Origin of the sequence: Shewanella hafniensis (genome assembly GCF_019655335.1) — a bacterium.
Lineage (GTDB): Bacteria > Pseudomonadota > Gammaproteobacteria > Enterobacterales > Shewanellaceae > Shewanella > Shewanella hafniensis.
In genome coordinates this window covers 1-16,402 of record NZ_BPFD01000046.1, presented here as the reverse complement: position 1 = coordinate 16,402, position 16,402 = coordinate 1, and the positions used below count along the sequence as shown (strand labels likewise).

The following is a 16,402-nucleotide window of genomic DNA, read 5'->3' as shown; positions in this document are numbered from 1 at the left end:
GCTTCTAAGCTCTGCTCTGATTAAAGATTAGACTTTGATACTTGTGCAGAAAAAGAAAAGCCGCATAACTACTCGCATAGTACGCGGCTCAATAGAGTCATGTAGAAATGACTAGAAATACGTGACTTCTTTCACTCGCTGTGGACGACTCTGTTGCTGATACAGCGCCCATACCTGTGAAAAATCCAGTTCTAACTCAGTGACATAATGATCGCCAGCCGGATAACTCTTAACGACCCGCGCCCCACGGATCACGCCAGAAACCGACGCTTTAACATTATCGTCCGTCAACATCCAATCACTGACACTGCTGTTTGCCGTTATTTTCTGCCCATAAACTTGTTCTGCTAATTCACGATAGGCCACAATTTTTGATGCTTGCATAGCCATCAACACTCTTTGTGATTGCTCTTTAGCCGGTTGAGTCGCTAAGGGCGCATATCCTATGGCCGTTAACTTAGGAAAACTCGGCGGAGGCACATCTTCCCATTGCACATATCTATCTTTAGCAGCGCAGCCAGTTAGCATTAGCGCCGCAATAACTAAAAGGTAGCGTTTCATTTTCCATCTCCTAAAACACGCACTTCATTCATGCCTGGACTCGCCTGACGATATAAGATGCCATTTTGTGACACAATTTGCTCCGAAGGCTGCATGTAGTTTGCCAACTCTTTTTGAGTCACAAAAGTTTGAGAGGCCGATACCACACGATTGTTACTTATGTTCACAATCCGAGTGTTGATCGCCATACCATTGGTAACTGGGCTCATAGTCGATACAACAAGATGCTCAACGGGAAGATTTTTCGACAGTTGTTGCCAATCTCGCGTCAAAATAAAATCCCCATTAGCCGTCACTCTCAAGCCATCTGCTAAATTTAAATCAACCACATTAAACTGAAAGCTATGGAGCGACGTCATTAATCCTTGCTGTAACTGCTGCGCCAACGCATTTGTGCCATTCATGTCACCTACTAATACAGGGGTGGCGACGACAATTGGCTGATCAGAGCGCAGAGCATCATTTTGCTTAACGAGCTCTGTCACTATTCGCTGTGCTAAATGGTTGATCACTGCCGTTGGCGGCAACCCATTGCCATCCACTAAACTCGGCTTGGGCGGTGTAACCGATTTAGCCACACATCCACCTAACATCAGTAATGTTAAGGGAATAATCACACGCTTTAGCATTGGATTTACCTCATCTATGGGTGTACTGGCAATTAAATCACTCACACTCTATGCGTCTCATTTTTGTGAGTAACAAAAGCCAGCAATCTTCGGACCAAAATTGCTCCAGCCCGACAATATTATGCTCATACGCTGTATATCGACTGCGCCAATGGAAACTTTATCGAAAACTCTCGTTACTCAGGCATGAAATTTGCTTTGTCGGTATATTAGATTAAGTGTCAGGAAACTGGCTCGATTAGCAAGCTCGCCAATAGCTTAGCGATAAGGATTGTATTGATGCACATACCACGTTCAGCTTCGCTCATCATTTTGAGCCTTGCACTGCTGTCTTTGCCTATTCGAGCCGAATGGATAGAAGCCAGTGGTGAAGCGACTATTATCAATGGTAATACGGCTCAAGCAAGGGAAGAAGCGATTAATCAAGCCGTTAGCTATGCTACATTAAGCACAGGCATTCAAATCTCCAGTGAACAACAAACCTCTAACGGAAACCTTACACAGAATAACTTCGCGATAAATCGCAACGCTCAAGCCATCAGCATCCAACTCGTTAGCGAACGAATCCAGGGAAACAAAATTTATGTGTCCCTACGACTTGATCTAAATGATGATCCTACGCAGCAGTGTCCAAATGGACAATTAAAGGCCGCGATTTTAATTCCTCAAGCACAAATCAAAGATCGTACTCAGCTCAGATATGGGCAGCTTTCCGGTTTTGAAGAAGTTATTTCCGAAAAACTAGGCAGTGTTATAGAAGATTACTCTTCCACAGGTTTTAGCCACACTCACGCTAAAGAGCTGCTCGACATTAAACAAGATCTAGTGGATATTCGCGGTTATCGACTCCCAAGCTGGCTTAGTGAAATTACCGACAGCCAATATATCCTCCAACCACAAATTATGGATATCTCAATGGAGCCAGTGCAGGCAACCTTCCTAGGATTTTGGGATGAAGCTCCACTCAGGCAATTCCAGTTCAAACTTAGCCTTTATCATGGGATCAGTGGCGAAGAAGTCTGGAGTAAAAGCTACAGCACATCGGCGCCATGGGAATTTGAAGAACAAGCCATTATTGCACCGAATACGGACAGATTCTGGCGATCATCCTATGGCAAAAATATTACTAAATTAATGCAACAGGCTACCCACGATTTGGACAGTACTCTCAATTGCAGACCCTTACTCGGCCAAGTCGTGAGCCGCCAAGCGGACAGGATCATTTTAAATCTCGGCCGTAAACATGGCATTCGTGTCGGGGATAAATTCCAAGTCGTATTACAGCAAAACCTACCCGATCGACTCAATGAAATGCGCGCCGTCGCAACCAAAAGTCGAGCCACGGTAAAAATTGAACAAGTGAGTGAAGAAAGCTCAACAGCAGTACTTGTAGACCAAAATGCAGCCTACAATGTGCAGATAAACGACATAGCGCTTAAGATTTAAGCAACTAAATCATAAGCCTTTTAATCAGAGATAAAACCAGTATAATCACTGTCGTCTCTCTATAGCTCAACAGGATAGAGCAGCCGCCTCCTAAGCGGCCGATCGGGGTTCGAGTCCCTGTGGAGAGACCAGATAGTGCTTATGTGATTTCAACTTCACTTGAAGAGTTTTCTGATAAGCATGATTTCCAGAAACACAATTTACAGCTTCCTCTGTCTATCCCCCTTAAAAAACAGCTCTCTTAATCGTTACTATAAAATCCAATACTAGGATATAGCCACATTGCGCCATTTCCCTAAACTTGGCTAAGTCAGTATAATCCGACACATTGATGTTTGATGAGCCTTCAGGGCTCAACCTAGGAGAGCTTGCTTGGCCAACACTTATATCCCGCTAGAACAATACCGCCGTAAGTGGATTTTCAACCACAAAGACTTGCCTGTCACTGACGAAGACAAGGCGCATATCCTGCCGTTAACAGATAAAAGTGCGATGGAAATCTGGAATCAATGGATCAGCAACAAAAGTAGTCGTGCGGAGCAATTTACTAAGGGAGACTGGGCGGCGAAGGCTGATGCTTGGGTGGAAACAGATCATTGGCAGAGTGCTTGGGATAGTGAAGAGAGCAGTTTACCCGCCATGTTAGCCGAGTTCATTCAATGGCCCGATGAGACAACCGTCTATTTTTGCTATGAAAAATATCAGATTATTGAAACTCGTTGGGATGTGTTCGTCCGTAATTGGAAGTGTTTTCTCTTCTTCGACGACGGTCCAATTTTGATCTCACCAAAACAGAAACAAGCTGTGATGTTCGAACAGAGTGGTCAGTACAAGCTGGGCACTCGCGGATAATTTTCACGCAGAAAGTGTAACGTTGAGGATTTGCCGCCAATACTTTTATGTCAATAGTTTAGCGCGATGAATCATCTTGTTGGCATGCTCATACTTAATGATGAGTATGCCATATTTAACCATTTTCGAATGATGCTTAGGCACAATTAGCCTATCTCTCCCCTCTTCTTTAGATTAACATCCATTTTCGATGCCGAGTATTTGAGAAGTTGGGGTCAACTTTCTGCTGTAAATACTCATAAAATCTGCTTTATACCCAATAATTAAAATAGAAAAATGAGGTGTATTATGAAGTTACTCTCCACGCTTACCCTAGCAAGCGCGCTGTTATTACCCCACACATTAATGGCCAAAGAAGTATCAGGTGTGCAAGTCGCCGATACTGTGACGTTAGATAGCCAAGCATTACAGCTCAATGGCTCGGGCGTTCGCAGTAAGTTCTTTATGGATTTATATGTGGGCAGTCTGTATTTGCCAGCAGACTTGAGTAGCACAGCAGCGGTTATCGATGCTCCGATTGCGGCAATCCGCCTTAATATTACCTCTGGCATGATCACCTCAGAAAAAATGCGCGATGCGATCACTGAAGGTTTTGAGCACGCGACCGCAGAAAACACCGCCGATATTCAACCGCAAATCGATGCTTTTATGGCGCTGTTTAACGAAGAAATTAAAGAAGGCGACCAATTTACCTTAGTCGCCAATAAAGCCTGCGGCGTGACGGCCTATAAAAATGGTCAGGAACAAGCCACCATCGAAGGTGAAATGTTCCGTCAAGCACTGTTAAAAATTTGGCTAGGTGACAAGCCAGCCCAGAAAAGCCTCAAAGAGGCCATGCTGGGTAAATAACTGACATTAACGTTAGAATTTGAATTCGATATCCAAGGCCGCAGCGCCTTGGCTATCCATATCAAGCGCAGCTTGGTCGGTCACTTCTAACTCACCATCAAAGTAATAACCGGCGTAAATATTTACTGTTAATGCTGGGGTTGCTTGCCAACCGCCACGCAAATAACTCACCCATTCGTTCGTTTCTACCACAGTGTCATCGTCTTCGATAAGGAATCGCTCAGTACGACGCGAACTACCAAAGCCGACATTCCAATCGGAATTAAATCGATAACTCAGCTCTAATCCTGCAGGACCACTAAAACCAGCTTGGAAAGGATTGGCGAGTGCCCAATGTTCATCTATCTGCCAGCGCATAGCGAGATAAGGCACAGTGCGAACTTCATCGATATCATTAAGATACGCGACGCCAAAGCCAATCATATTCCCCGAATCAAATGCATACATGGCAGACGCCACAATACCGTAACTCTGGGCTTCGCTGGCCGATGCAGTATCGGCGTAGGCATATTGGATCTGCGGCGCGAGAAAGAAGGCCCAATGTTTATCCATGCGATAATTTAACGACACTCCGGCACGGTAACGATTGATATGATCCCAATTCTGCCCGTCGGTGCCGAACAGCGGGGCGACATTGTTAGCGCCAGTAAGGGTGATATTGCGCCAATCATAATCCAGCCTGTCATAACCTACACGAAAGCCTAAAGACCATTGCTGATTTAACGGAACATTCATCCCTGCACTCAGTAATAAACTGTCCCTTTGTAGCTCAGTATTACCATTGGCCACATCGGCACTCTGGGTGCTGATCTGCGCGACACTTAATCTAAATGGCTTGTATTCCTTCGAAGGTTTATCCGCTGCAATCGCAGCACAACTCATTAACGGCAACAGTAATACAGCGCTTTTCAGCGGGCACAGTTTTGTGCTCGATGGTGAAAGTTCTCGATTAGCCACGTCAGCTCCTTGCATTTAAAATGATTAAAAGACTTTCGCGCATAATACGCACTATCTAGCTAAAAGGTTCAAGCTTTCGATATAGAGATACGAAATGATACCTTTTTAACGTACACGTTTTATTTAACCCTATGCGCCCTCAGAAACATGTCGGCACAACCCAAAATATACTCATTTCTATCGTCAACGAGTTCATCGGCTGCCAAGCCCAATTCTAATTTGAGTTTTAGCTCACCAAACAACATTAAACATAAACGCACCGCACTGTGGTGAGCGTTACCAAATCGATATTGCCCTAACGCCTCTACTTTCACTAAATAGTCAGCCAGCAATCCCACTATATGTTTCGGGCCCGCGTCGAAGAACAACTGCGACACTTCGGGATGGCTTTCGGATTGCGCCACACAGGCTTTGAATACCGTAATAGCTTCAGGGCTGACGATCATCTCCCCAAATTGCAGGGCAAATTGGGTTAATGCGGAATCCGGCTTAGTGGGATCGCTTAACAAATCATCATTAAGATTATGGCCAACACACTTAGATTCGATTGCCGCAACAAATAATTCATCTTTACTGCCGTAATGGGAATAGACGGTTTGTTTCGACACACCCGCAAGCTTGGCAACCTCATCCATACTGGTATGAGGGAACCCTTGACGACAAAATAAATCAATAGCAGCCACAAGCACTTGCTGACGTTTTTGTTCGCTACGGCTCAGAGGTAACTGCGTCTCAGAGGAATGCGTCATATCGACTCTCGAATAGGTAGACCTAATAAATTGGCATTAGTTAAGCACAAAATAGACTAGACAGTCTAGTTCCACACAACTAGACTAGCAAGTCTAGTTACATTGCATTAACGTTTAACTTACAGCGGAAGCACTTAAAATGGATCGAACTGCCCGACGTTCTTGGCGCACTATCAGCGTCTGCGTGTTTGCTTTAGTCACATTATCCGCCTGTCAAAAGGAAGTCACTGAACACGCCACGACAACCGTACTGTCCACAGTCACGAGCCAAGCGTTGATCCTGACACTAAGCTATCAGCACGAGCAAACCTTCACGGGGACTATCCGTGCGGGCAACACAACTGGCGTCGGCTTTGAACTGGCTGGTAAGTTAAACGAGCTACAGGCCGATTCCGGCATCAAAGTGAAGCAAGATCAAATACTGGCAATCCTCGATACCCGACTACTCGAAGCCGAGCGTCAGGAGATCCAAGCGAGTCTGGCGCAAACCCAAGCCGATGTTGATCTGGCCACCAGCACTCTAAAACGTAATCAAGAATTGAAAAAATCGGGCTATGTCTCTGAGCAGCTATTAGATGAAAACCGCTCACAATTAAATAGCTTAGCCGCAGCGAAAAACCGTCTACTTGCCTCGCAGCATGCCAACCAACTTAAGCTCGATAAATCCATCTTAGTGGCACCCTTTGACGGCACCATCAGTCAAAGGCTACATAACTTAGGCGAAGTGGTTGCTGCGGGCAGCCCTATCTTCACCTTAGTGGGCAATATCAATCCTGAAGCCTACATAGGCGTACCTGTCGCGTTAGCGGATCAGTTTCACCCAAAACAACAAGTGCAAGTCAGCGTGCAAGATCAAATCTTTACTGCCGAAATTGCCGGTATTAGCGCCGAAGTGAATCCCGTCAGTCGCACCCTACAACTTAGGATAAGCCTACCCCAAGATGCCCGTGTGATTAACGGTGAAATTGTGTATCTGCATCAACAGCAGCAAATAGAACAAGCTGGGTATTGGGTGCCGATTTCGGCATTAACGGATGGTATTCGTGGGTTATGGAATCTGTATGTCATCGCAAAGGATGAACAGCAATCCATCATAGAGCGCCGAGATGTGGAAATCCTCTACACCACCCAAGACATGGCCTACATTCAAGGCGCGATTGAGCCCAATGAAATCTATGTCAGCCAAGGACTCCATAAGCTGGTCGTAGGCCAAGCTGTATCTCCCATTGCCGCAACCACGAGGTAGTTATGATTAAAGCCTTTGTTGAAAACGGCCGCTTAGTCAGCCTAGTTATTGCACTATTACTGGTTGCAGGCTTTGGTGCTATCTCTAGCCTTCCACGTACCGAAGATCCACACATAACCAACCGTTTCGCCTCTGTGATCACCCCGTATCCTGGGGCCTCAGCTGAGCGGGTCGAAGCCTTAGTCACTGAAGTGCTCGAAAATCAGCTCAGGCGTTTAGAAGAAATCAAGCTGATCCAATCGACCTCTCGGCCGGGGATTTCAGTCATACAGTTAGAATTGAAAGACACAGTTATGGAGACCGACCCCGTGTGGTCTCGGGCGCGGGATTTATTAGCCGATGCGAAAGTCAATCTGCCCGAGGGCATACCATCCCCGACACTCGATGATCAAATTGGTTATGCCTACACCGCAATTTTAAGCTTAGTGTGGAATAGCAATACGCCCGTCAGGGTCGATATGCTCAACCGCTATGCGAAGGAATTACAGAGCAGGCTCAGGCTGTTGTCTGGCACAGATTTTGTCAAACTCTACGGCGCACCGACCGAAGAAATGCTAGTGCAGCTCGATGGCAACAAGATGAGCCAGTTACAACTTACTCCCGCTGCCATCGCCCATATTCTCAGCGGCGCCGACAGTAAAATTGCCGCAGGTGAAATCAACAACCGCGAGTTTCGCGCCTTAGTCGAAGTCTCGGGCGAACTCGACTCTTTAACTCGCATTCGCCAAGTGCCGCTTAAAATTGATAGTCAAGGCCAAGTCATTCGCCTTGGCGACATCGCCACTGTCACGCGCCAAGCTAAAACACCTGCTGACAGCATAGCCTTAGTCGATGGTGAACAAGGCGTTTTTGTCGCCGCGCGCATGCTGAACAATAGCCGTGTCGATCTCTGGCAAGCACAAGTGAATCGCGTCGTCGATGAACTTAATCGCGAAATGCCCGCCAATATCCAAATCCAATGGCTATTCGAGCAAAACAGTTACACCAGTGATCGCCTTGGCGGACTCGTGGTAAACCTGCTGCAAGGGTTTGTGATCATCTTGCTGGTATTGCTACTCACCCTAGGACTCAGAAACGCCATCATAGTGGCGATTTCATTACCCCTCACAGCACTGTTTACCTTGGCCTGCATGAAATATATCGGCCTGCCCATACATCAAATGTCGGTGACAGGACTCGTCGTCGCCCTTGGGATCATGGTGGATAATGCGATTGTGATTGTCGATGCCATCTCACAACGACGCCAACAAGGGATGAGCCGCTTCGCCGCAGTGAGTGAAACCATACACCACCTTTGGCTGCCCTTAGCTGGTTCAACAATTACCACTATTTTAGCCTTTGCGCCCATAGTGCTGATGCCCGGTGCCGCTGGGGAGTTTGTCGGTGGCATTGCCATGTCAGTAATGTTTGCGCTGCTGGGCTCTTACCTGATTTCCCACACGATAATTGCGGGGCTTGCGGGACGATTTAGCCATGAAGGCAAACATGATGTCTGGTATCAACACGGAATAAATCTCCCGCTTGTGAGCCAATATTTTCAAACCAGCCTTAGAATCGCCCTTAAGCGCCCTATTCTCAGTGCGCTGCTTATCGGCATTACGCCAGTATTAGGTTTTTACGCCTCGGGTAAGATGACAGAGCAATTCTTTCCGCCATCGGACAGGAACATGTTCCAAATTGAAGTCTATCTTGCGCCCCATGTGAGTTTAGACAACAGCTTGAATCAAGTGCAGCTCATGGATAAAAAGCTCCATGCCGTCAATGGGATCACTCAAGTCGATTGGGTGGTGGGCGGCAATACGCCCTCATTTTATTACAACCTGACACAACGCCAACAGGGCGCGACTAACTATGCGCAGGCCATGGTGAAAGTGACCGACTTTGAGCGCGCCAATGAGCTGATCCCCGAATTACAACAGCAATTCGATAGCGCTTTCCCCGAGGCACAAGTGCTAGTTCGCAAACTCGAGCAAGGTCCGCCCTTTAATGCGCCTGTAGAGTTGATGATCTTCGGTCCGAATCTCGATACGTTACGGACGCTGGGCGATGAAGTCCGCAATATCCTCGCGCAAACACCGGACGTGCTCCATACCCGAGCCACCTTAAGTGCCGGTGCGCCTAAGCTTTGGCTGCAAGTGAATGAAGATGCCAGCTTAATGAGTGGTTTAAGTCTGACGGATATTGCCAAGCAAATCCAAATGTCGACCACGGGCGTTATCGGTGGCAGCGTACTTGAGCAAACGGAGTCATTACCCGTTCGAGTGCGACTCGGTGATGGCAGTCGCGAACAAGTCACCCGCCTTTCAGAAATCCAATTAGTGACACCTTCGGGTGAGTCGGTCGCGCTCTCTGCCCTCGCCCACAACGAAGTACAAGTGAGCCGCGGCGCCATTCCAAGACGTAACGGCCAAAGAGTGAATACCATAGAAGCCTATATTGTCAGTGGCGTGTTACCCGCCCAGGTGCTGAACGATGTCAAAGATAAAGTGGCACAACTCGCGCTGCCATCGGGTTATCGCATTGAAATCGGGGGTGAAAGCGCAAAACGTAACGAAGCGGTCGGCAATTTGCTCTCCAATGTGATGTTAGTCGTCACCTTGTTATTGGCCACTGTGGTGCTGTCGTTCAACTCCTTCAGGCTCACGGCGATTATTCTATTGAGCGCGATACAATCGGCAGGGCTTGGCCTATTAGCCGTGTTTGTGTTCGGCTATCCCTTTGGATTCCCGGTCATCATAGGTTTACTAGGCTTGATGGGACTAGCCATTAACGCTGCCATAGTGATCTTGGCTGAACTTGAGGATATGCCGAGTGCCAGACTCGGCGATATGGAAACCATAGTCTCAACCGTCAGCAGTTGTGGCCGCCATATCAGCTCGACAACCATTACCACAGTGGGCGGTTTTATCCCGCTTATCATTGCTGGCGGCGGATTTTGGCCTCCCTTTGCCATTGCTATCGCGGGCGGCACGCTGCTGACGACGTTGCTCTCTCTGGTTTGGGTACCGACTATGTATTTACTGTTGATGAAAACCCGTAAGGCGAACAATCAGTCCGCCATTCCTGCTTAAATCGCATCGTGGACTAGGTATTGATACAGTTTATCTTTAAGGTTTAACCGCTCTAATTTTAACGCTAAAAAGTGCTCATCGGCAGTGGGCACTTTTGTTAACTCCAATGCCCTGATTTTATTGTCGAGCTCATGGTAACGACTGGCCATGGTAGCAAAAGCGCTATTATTGACTTTTAGATGCTTAATTTGATCAACAAAATCTGGAAACTCATAAACCAACGCATGATTCTCACCTAGCATATACACTTCCCCTATAACGATTCTGACACTATGAACTCCATTCACCTTAAGCAGCTTAGTCCATGCCATCACAATACGGCCAGTTAACGGGACTTTTTATCAGCCAACATGTCTAGCAAATGAATTCATTAACTCAAATCTAAAACTGGTAAATATCAAAGAATTGACTATACAATTGCTTAAATGCTAGACCCATATCAAGACCATGGAGTGAAACTTAGGCTACATTGATGTAACCGTTACCTATAGGATCGTACGATGAATTATAAAAATTGGCCTATTGCAAAGCAAATAGGTGCCCTCGCGTTTATCCTCACACTCATCATCTTTGGTATACTCAGTACCGTCTCCTACAAAGCCGCTTCAAATGTATTAGAAGATAAAGGCATAAGTGCCATGAAGTCCGAAATGCGCGCCGTTTCAGACATGTTAGAACTGCAATACGATAGTCTTTTGCAACTTGCTAGGCGCAACGCCGATGTGTTTAAGGAAATGTATCCGGGGCAATTTAGTCAGCCAAATAAAACTATTAATCTGATGGGAGTCAGCTCTCCCGCCCTCATGCATGAACAAGAACAAATTAACTCTTCAAAAAGCAAAGTCGATCGTTTTGCAAACCTAACGGGCGGCACAGCAACGGTATTCGTGCGCGATGGCGATGACTTTATGCGGGTGTCGACCTCACTCAAAAAAGCCGATGGTAGCCGTGCATTAGGGACCTTCCTCGGCAAAACCCATCCAGGCTATCAAACGCTGATCAGCGGCCAAGCATACGAAGGCTACGCCAAACTCTTCGGCAAAGACTATATGACAGTCTATCGCCCAGTAAAGGACGTCCAAGGCCAAGTCATTGGTATCTTATATATTGGCTTTGATATCACTAGCTCGTTAAAACAATTACAAGATGCAGTCAACAGGCTCACCTTAGAAGAAAGCGGCCATTTTCTGTTAGTCCGCAAAGCGGACAATGTGCTAGTCGCGCACCCTAAGTTTAATGCGGGCGAGGTTATCACTGAGTCTATGCTCGATGGATTAAGTGTGGCGGAGGCCACAAAAGATGACGCGGAATACCGTTATAGCAATAGTAAAAATGAGCCTATGTTTGCCTATAGTCAAACCGTAACTGGCTGGAATTGGATGCTGGTAGGCCAAGTTAAGGCGAGTGAGCTCAACGAAGAAAGTATGCAGTTACTCACTATCAACGCTATCGTTGCTCTAACAGGGATAGCACTGATCACTGCGCTGCTTTCAGTGGTATTAATTCGTACACTTAAACCATTACATGCCCTGCAAGTGCATATGGAAAGCCTAGGCAGTGGTGATTTTAGTCATCACTTAGCGCCATCAACACCTCAGAGTCAAAACGAAGTGGATCGTATCACCACCAGCGTATCGACCATGTCCTCTGAGCTAAGACAGTTGATCATTGCCCTGCAGGATTCGGTGATGAGTTTAGAGCAGCAGGCTTCTAAGGCACAAAGTATTGCCAAACAGAATGGCGAAGAAGCTCAGGCCTTGATGCTACAAACGGATCAAATTGCCACTGCCATTGAAGAAATGTCGACCTCTATTCGCGATGTGGCGAATCATGCCCAAGATGGCGCAGTGCAGAGCCAACAGGTGGATGCCGCAGCCAAAGAAGGCCAAGGTCAGCAAACTAAAGTGGTGCAGGATTTACTCAAACTCAGTGAACAGCTTAGTAATAGTCATCAGTCGGTTGAAAAAGTGAGTCACGAAAGTGAAGCCATCAGTAAAGTTACCGAAGTGATTAACAGTATTGCCGAGCAAACAAATTTACTGGCACTTAACGCGGCGATTGAAGCGGCGCGTGCAGGCGATCAAGGTAGAGGCTTTGCGGTCGTAGCCGATGAGGTGAGAACTTTAGCCCAGCGCACCCAATCATCCATTTTAGAAATTGGCCAAACCATTGGAAAGCTGCAAACGCAAGTGAAAAGTACCACAGAACAAATGGGCCAGAGTCATCAATTAGGCATGGAATCCGCAGCACAGGGTGAAGCTACTGGCGAGCAGCTTAAGGAAATCACCCGCCGAATTGGCGAACTTGCCATTAGTTCACGCAATATCGCCTCAGCTACCGAGCAGCAAAGCAGTGTTGCAGAGGAAATTACTCATAATCTGCATCAGATCAGTGAACTGGCAAATGAAGGCGAACATCGCGCCACTGAAACCGTGCAGTCAGCCAATGAACTGTCATCCTTAGCTGCGGCCTTAAAACGCCAAATAAGCCAATTTAAGGCCTAGATAGACTCGCTCGACAGGTTCAATTAACACCACTAGCGCAAATGTCTAATGAGTTATGTATCAAATGCCACCCACACTGGGTGGCATTTTTATGGGAGCGAGGCACGGGAGTTTTGAGGCATTATTAAAGAAAGTGATAGGAGACCATTATTGAGGATAGCTTTTAGATGAACCCAACATAGGTTAAACCTTGCCTAATCCAGCAAATAAATCCCAATAAAAAACCCCGCAAGTGCGAGGTTTTTTAAATCGAGTTTAGACGTTACTCGGCATCATCAGCCGATCTGTCCATGTTCTCAGTATTCTCAAGCCACAGGGCATTGATAATCCCGAAAGAACAGGCCAACAAAACCCCTAATATCCACGTAAAATACCACATAGCAGATGCTCCTTAATGCCTAATAGAGAGAGGCTTTGTTATCTTCAATATGTTTACGACCGATACGGCCAAACATTTTAAAGTAAGTCCAAACAGTGTAGCTCAATACTATAGGGACGAAAATCGCAGCGGCAGCAGTCATCACCCCTAAGGTAGTTTTACTAGCTGTTGCATCCCACATAGTCAAACTGACGTTAGGGTCTAATGATGATGGCATGACGAATGGGAACATAGCTGCACCGCACGTCAAAATCACCATAGCGACAGTCAGCGAACTGAATAGGAACGCAAAACCTGAACGGTTAAAGCGGCTCACCAGAATCACTAACAGCGGCAATAGCACACCTAAGAAAGGGAACAACATAGTGATGGGGTATTTGTCATAGTTGGCAAGCCAAGCACCCGCTTCAATCGCGACTGTTTTCATTGCTGGGTTAGACACCGCATTATGGTCAAGGACTGATGTCACGACATAACCATCAATACCATTGGCTAACCACACGCCTGCTGCTGCAAACAACACAGCCACTAATAGTGCGAAGAATTGCGTGGCTTTCGCAGCACGAACTCGCAGCTCGCTATCAGTCTTCATTTGTAGCCAAGAAGCGCCTTGCATCATAAACATGCTCACGCTCACAAGACCTGCCAGTAGACCGAAAGGATTCAACAGACCGAATAGACCACCGTGGTAAGTCGCACGAAGGAACTCGTCGAATTCAAACGGTACGCCTTGTAACAAGTTGCCAAAGGCTACGCCTATGATCAGTGGAGGTACAAAACCGCCGGCAAACAAGGCCCAGTCCCATGACTTACGCCACTTTGGATTTTCAATTTTAGAACGGTAATCGAATCCAACTGGACGCATGTAAAGGGCAAACAGCACTAACATCATGGCGACATAGAAGCCAGAGAAAGACACTGCATACACCATAGGCCAAGCGGCAAATAACGCACCACCTGCTGTGATTAACCACACTTGGTTGCCGTCCCAATGGGGAGCAATAGTGTTGACCATGATACGGCGTTCAGTATCGTCTTTGCCTATGATTGGCAGTAACGCACCGACACCCATGTCAAAACCGTCAGTAACCGCAAATCCGATGAACAGTACGCCGATCAGAGCCCACCAGATAACTCTTAATATTTCATAATCAAACATAATGAAATCCTCTGCTTAGGCTTCTAGGTTCTCGAAATGATAACGACCAGTTTTTAAACTGCTCGGACCAATGCGGGCAAACTTAAACATCAAGAACATCTCAATCACCAGCAACACAGTGTAGAACAGGGTGATAGAAAGGATACTGAACCATAAGTCGCCAGTCGTTAAGCTTGATGCAGACATAAAGGTCGGTAGTACCTCAGAAATCGTCCAAGGTTGACGACCATACTCAGCCACAAACCAACCACACTCAATCGCGATCCAAGGTAATGGCAAGCTATAAAGTGCAGCTTTAAGTACCCATTTCTTCTCAGCGATTTGATGACGTGTGCTTTGCCAGAATGCCGCAGCAAATACGAACAACATGATAAAGCCTAGCCCTACCATCACACGGAAGCTCCAGAAAATAGGTGCAACGTTCGGGATAGAATCTTTAGCTGCTGCTTTAATTTGCTCTTCAGTGGCATCAACCACTTTGTCTGTGTAGCGTTTCAGTAAGAAACCATAGCCTAAGTCGACTTTTGCTTCTTCAAAGGCCGCACGCAGTTCAGGGGTTTCTTCACCCGCACGCAGCTTCACTAACATAGCATAAGCTTTCATACCGTTACGGATACGCACTTCATGCTCAGCAATCAAATCACGGATCCCCGTGACTTCTTCATCCAATGAACGTGTTGCCACAATGCCCATCGCATAAGGAATTTTGATCGCATAATCCGTGTGCATGGTTTCTTGATTTGGGAAACCAACCGCAGTAAAGGCCGCAGGAGCAGGTTCTGTGTGCCATTCAGCTTCAATTGCCGCTAACTTAACACGCTGTGCTTCACCGACTTTATAACCAGATTCATCACCTAAGACGATAACCGATAAAATCGCCGCCATACCAAAGCTTGCCGCAATCGCAAATGAGCGACGGGCAAAAGGTAAGTCACGTTTCTTGAGGATGTAATAAGCACTGATTGCCAGTACAAACATGGCACCCGCCACATAACCCGAAGCCACAGTGTGAACAAACTTCACCTGCGCAACAGGGTTAAACACCACTTCGGCGAAGCTGGTCATTTCCATGCGCATGGTTTCGTAGTTGAACACAGAACCCACAGGGTTTTGCATCCAACCGTTTGCCACTAAAATCCACAATGCCGACATGTTAGAGCCAAAGGCCACTAACCAAGTCACCACTAAATGCTGACGTTTAGTGAAACGATCCCAACCGAAGAAGAACATACCGACGAAGGTAGATTCGAGGAAGAAGGCCATTAAACCTTCAATAGCCAGAGGCGCACCAAAGATGTCCCCTACGTAATGCGAATAGTAAGACCAGTTAGTACCAAACTGGAATTCCATTGCCAAACCTGTGGTAACCCCCAAGGCAAAGTTAATACCAAATAACTTACCCCAGAACTTAGTCATATCTTTATAAATTTGTTTATCTGTCATCACATACAGTGATTCCATGATAGCCAGCAAAAATGCCAACCCCAAGGTCAAGGGAACAAACAGGAAGTGATACATGGCTGTCAGCGCAAACTGCAACCGCGATAGCTCAACAACCTCTTCAACAATCATCGGTGACTCCTTACTTGGTGCGTCCAATTGCTATGACAAAACCCGCGTCAATCACAGCAAGTGCCTTTGTAGGATAGTGAGTTTTCATTTTGTGTTTATATCTGAACATCAGTATAAACCGTTAAATTTAATCTTTTTCATTAGTTCGAAGCAGCAAGGGTTAAAAAGTACCAATATCCGTCGCATATTGAGACGCGAGTCACACTATCGCAAGTAACTGAGACCAACACCCTACCACTTAATCAATCAAATGATCTCATCGATATAAATATCAGATAGTTAAGATATTTATTCGCTTTCATTTGTGGCTATTTTATACCACTTCGCTTTGATGCAAATCAATCAAACTCAGTGGTTTAGGTGGGTTTTGCGGTGAGGCACACACTTCCCCACTGAGAGGGATTGACAACCACATAAAACAGGAGTAG

General features: G+C 46.4%; 14 protein-coding genes and 1 tRNA gene. 7 read left to right on the top strand and 8 right to left on the bottom strand.

The window, feature by feature from the left end:
• Nucleotides 1-111 precede the first annotated feature (111 nt).
• Nucleotides 112-561 (bottom strand): LPP20 family lipoprotein, encoded by a 450-nt coding sequence (locus K5Q99_RS13740; protein ID WP_006085649.1) that lies wholly within the window; start codon nt 559-561, stop codon nt 112-114.
• The gene (locus K5Q99_RS13735; protein WP_006085650.1) at nt 558-1,190 is read right to left on the bottom strand and encodes a FlgO family outer membrane protein; all 633 of its coding nucleotides are present in this window, start codon (nt 1,188-1,190) and stop codon (nt 558-560) included. The genes K5Q99_RS13740 and K5Q99_RS13735 overlap by 4 nt, the downstream gene beginning before the upstream one ends.
• A 279-nt stretch (nt 1,191-1,469) precedes the next feature.
• On the opposite strand from K5Q99_RS13735, the gene K5Q99_RS13730 reads away from it, so the two are divergent.
• From K5Q99_RS13730 to K5Q99_RS13715, 4 genes are all read left to right on the top strand, one after another.
• Nucleotides 1,470-2,636: a flagellar assembly protein FlgT gene (locus tag K5Q99_RS13730; protein WP_220777181.1), complete on the top strand. Its 1,167-nt coding sequence runs from the start codon at nt 1,470-1,472 to the stop codon at nt 2,634-2,636.
• A gap of 55 nt (nt 2,637-2,691) precedes the next feature.
• A tRNA-Arg gene (locus K5Q99_RS13725) sits at nt 2,692-2,767 on the top strand.
• 241 nt (nt 2,768-3,008) lie between these two features.
• Nucleotides 3,009-3,488 (top strand): DUF2947 domain-containing protein, encoded by a 480-nt coding sequence (locus K5Q99_RS13720; protein ID WP_220777180.1) that lies wholly within the window; start codon nt 3,009-3,011, stop codon nt 3,486-3,488.
• Nucleotides 3,489-3,776: 288 nt separating this feature from the next.
• Nucleotides 3,777-4,337 carry a chalcone isomerase family protein gene (locus K5Q99_RS13715; protein WP_220777179.1) on the top strand — a complete coding sequence of 187 codons (561 nt, stop codon included), beginning with the start codon at nt 3,777-3,779 and terminating at the stop codon, nt 4,335-4,337.
• Between the two features lie 12 nt (nt 4,338-4,349).
• Here the strand turns inward: K5Q99_RS13715 and K5Q99_RS13710 are convergent, their stop codons facing one another.
• Nucleotides 4,350-5,294, bottom strand: a complete 945-nt coding sequence (locus K5Q99_RS13710) for a DUF6268 family outer membrane beta-barrel protein (protein ID WP_220777178.1) — start codon at nt 5,292-5,294, stop codon at nt 4,350-4,352.
• 119 nt (nt 5,295-5,413) lie between these two features.
• Nucleotides 5,414-6,043 (bottom strand): TetR/AcrR family transcriptional regulator, encoded by a 630-nt coding sequence (locus K5Q99_RS13705; RefSeq protein ID WP_220777177.1) that lies wholly within the window; start codon nt 6,041-6,043, stop codon nt 5,414-5,416.
• A 139-nt stretch (nt 6,044-6,182) separates the two neighbouring features.
• On the opposite strand from K5Q99_RS13705, the gene K5Q99_RS13700 reads away from it, so the two are divergent.
• Together K5Q99_RS13700 and K5Q99_RS13695 are read left to right on the top strand one after the other, a co-directional pair.
• A complete protein-coding gene (locus K5Q99_RS13700) occupies nt 6,183-7,289 on the top strand; it encodes an efflux RND transporter periplasmic adaptor subunit (RefSeq protein WP_220777176.1) in 1,107 nt (368 codons plus the stop codon).
• A 2-nt stretch (nt 7,290-7,291) separates the two neighbouring features.
• Nucleotides 7,292-10,360 carry an efflux RND transporter permease subunit gene (locus K5Q99_RS13695; protein WP_220777175.1) on the top strand — a complete coding sequence of 1,023 codons (3,069 nt, stop codon included), beginning with the start codon at nt 7,292-7,294 and terminating at the stop codon, nt 10,358-10,360.
• On the opposite strand, the gene K5Q99_RS13690 is transcribed toward K5Q99_RS13695, so the two are convergent.
• The gene (locus tag K5Q99_RS13690) at nt 10,357-10,602 is read right to left on the bottom strand and encodes an HP1242/YdcH family protein (protein WP_006082467.1); all 246 of its coding nucleotides are present in this window, start codon (nt 10,600-10,602) and stop codon (nt 10,357-10,359) included. The genes K5Q99_RS13695 and K5Q99_RS13690 overlap by 4 nt on opposite strands.
• A gap of 258 nt (nt 10,603-10,860) precedes the next feature.
• Here K5Q99_RS13690 and K5Q99_RS13685 point away from each other — a divergent pair, with 258 nt between their 5' ends.
• Nucleotides 10,861-12,864 (top strand): methyl-accepting chemotaxis protein, encoded by a 2,004-nt coding sequence (locus tag K5Q99_RS13685; protein WP_220777174.1) that lies wholly within the window; start codon nt 10,861-10,863, stop codon nt 12,862-12,864.
• 262 nt (nt 12,865-13,126) lie between these two features.
• On the opposite strand, the gene cydX is transcribed toward K5Q99_RS13685, so the two are convergent.
• The 3 genes from cydX to K5Q99_RS13670 are packed head-to-tail and all read right to left on the bottom strand — an operon-like array spanning nt 13,127 to nt 15,974.
• On the bottom strand, nt 13,127-13,243 hold the full coding sequence (gene cydX, locus K5Q99_RS13680; protein WP_006082469.1) for a cytochrome bd-I oxidase subunit CydX: 117 nt from the start codon (nt 13,241-13,243) through the stop codon (nt 13,127-13,129).
• A gap of 19 nt (nt 13,244-13,262) precedes the next feature.
• Nucleotides 13,263-14,402 (bottom strand): cytochrome d ubiquinol oxidase subunit II, encoded by a 1,140-nt coding sequence (gene cydB / locus K5Q99_RS13675; RefSeq protein WP_106651105.1) that lies wholly within the window; start codon nt 14,400-14,402, stop codon nt 13,263-13,265.
• A gap of 15 nt (nt 14,403-14,417) precedes the next feature.
• Nucleotides 14,418-15,974: a cytochrome ubiquinol oxidase subunit I gene (locus tag K5Q99_RS13670; RefSeq protein WP_106651106.1), complete on the bottom strand. Its 1,557-nt coding sequence runs from the start codon at nt 15,972-15,974 to the stop codon at nt 14,418-14,420.
• Nucleotides 15,975-16,402 lie beyond the last annotated feature (428 nt).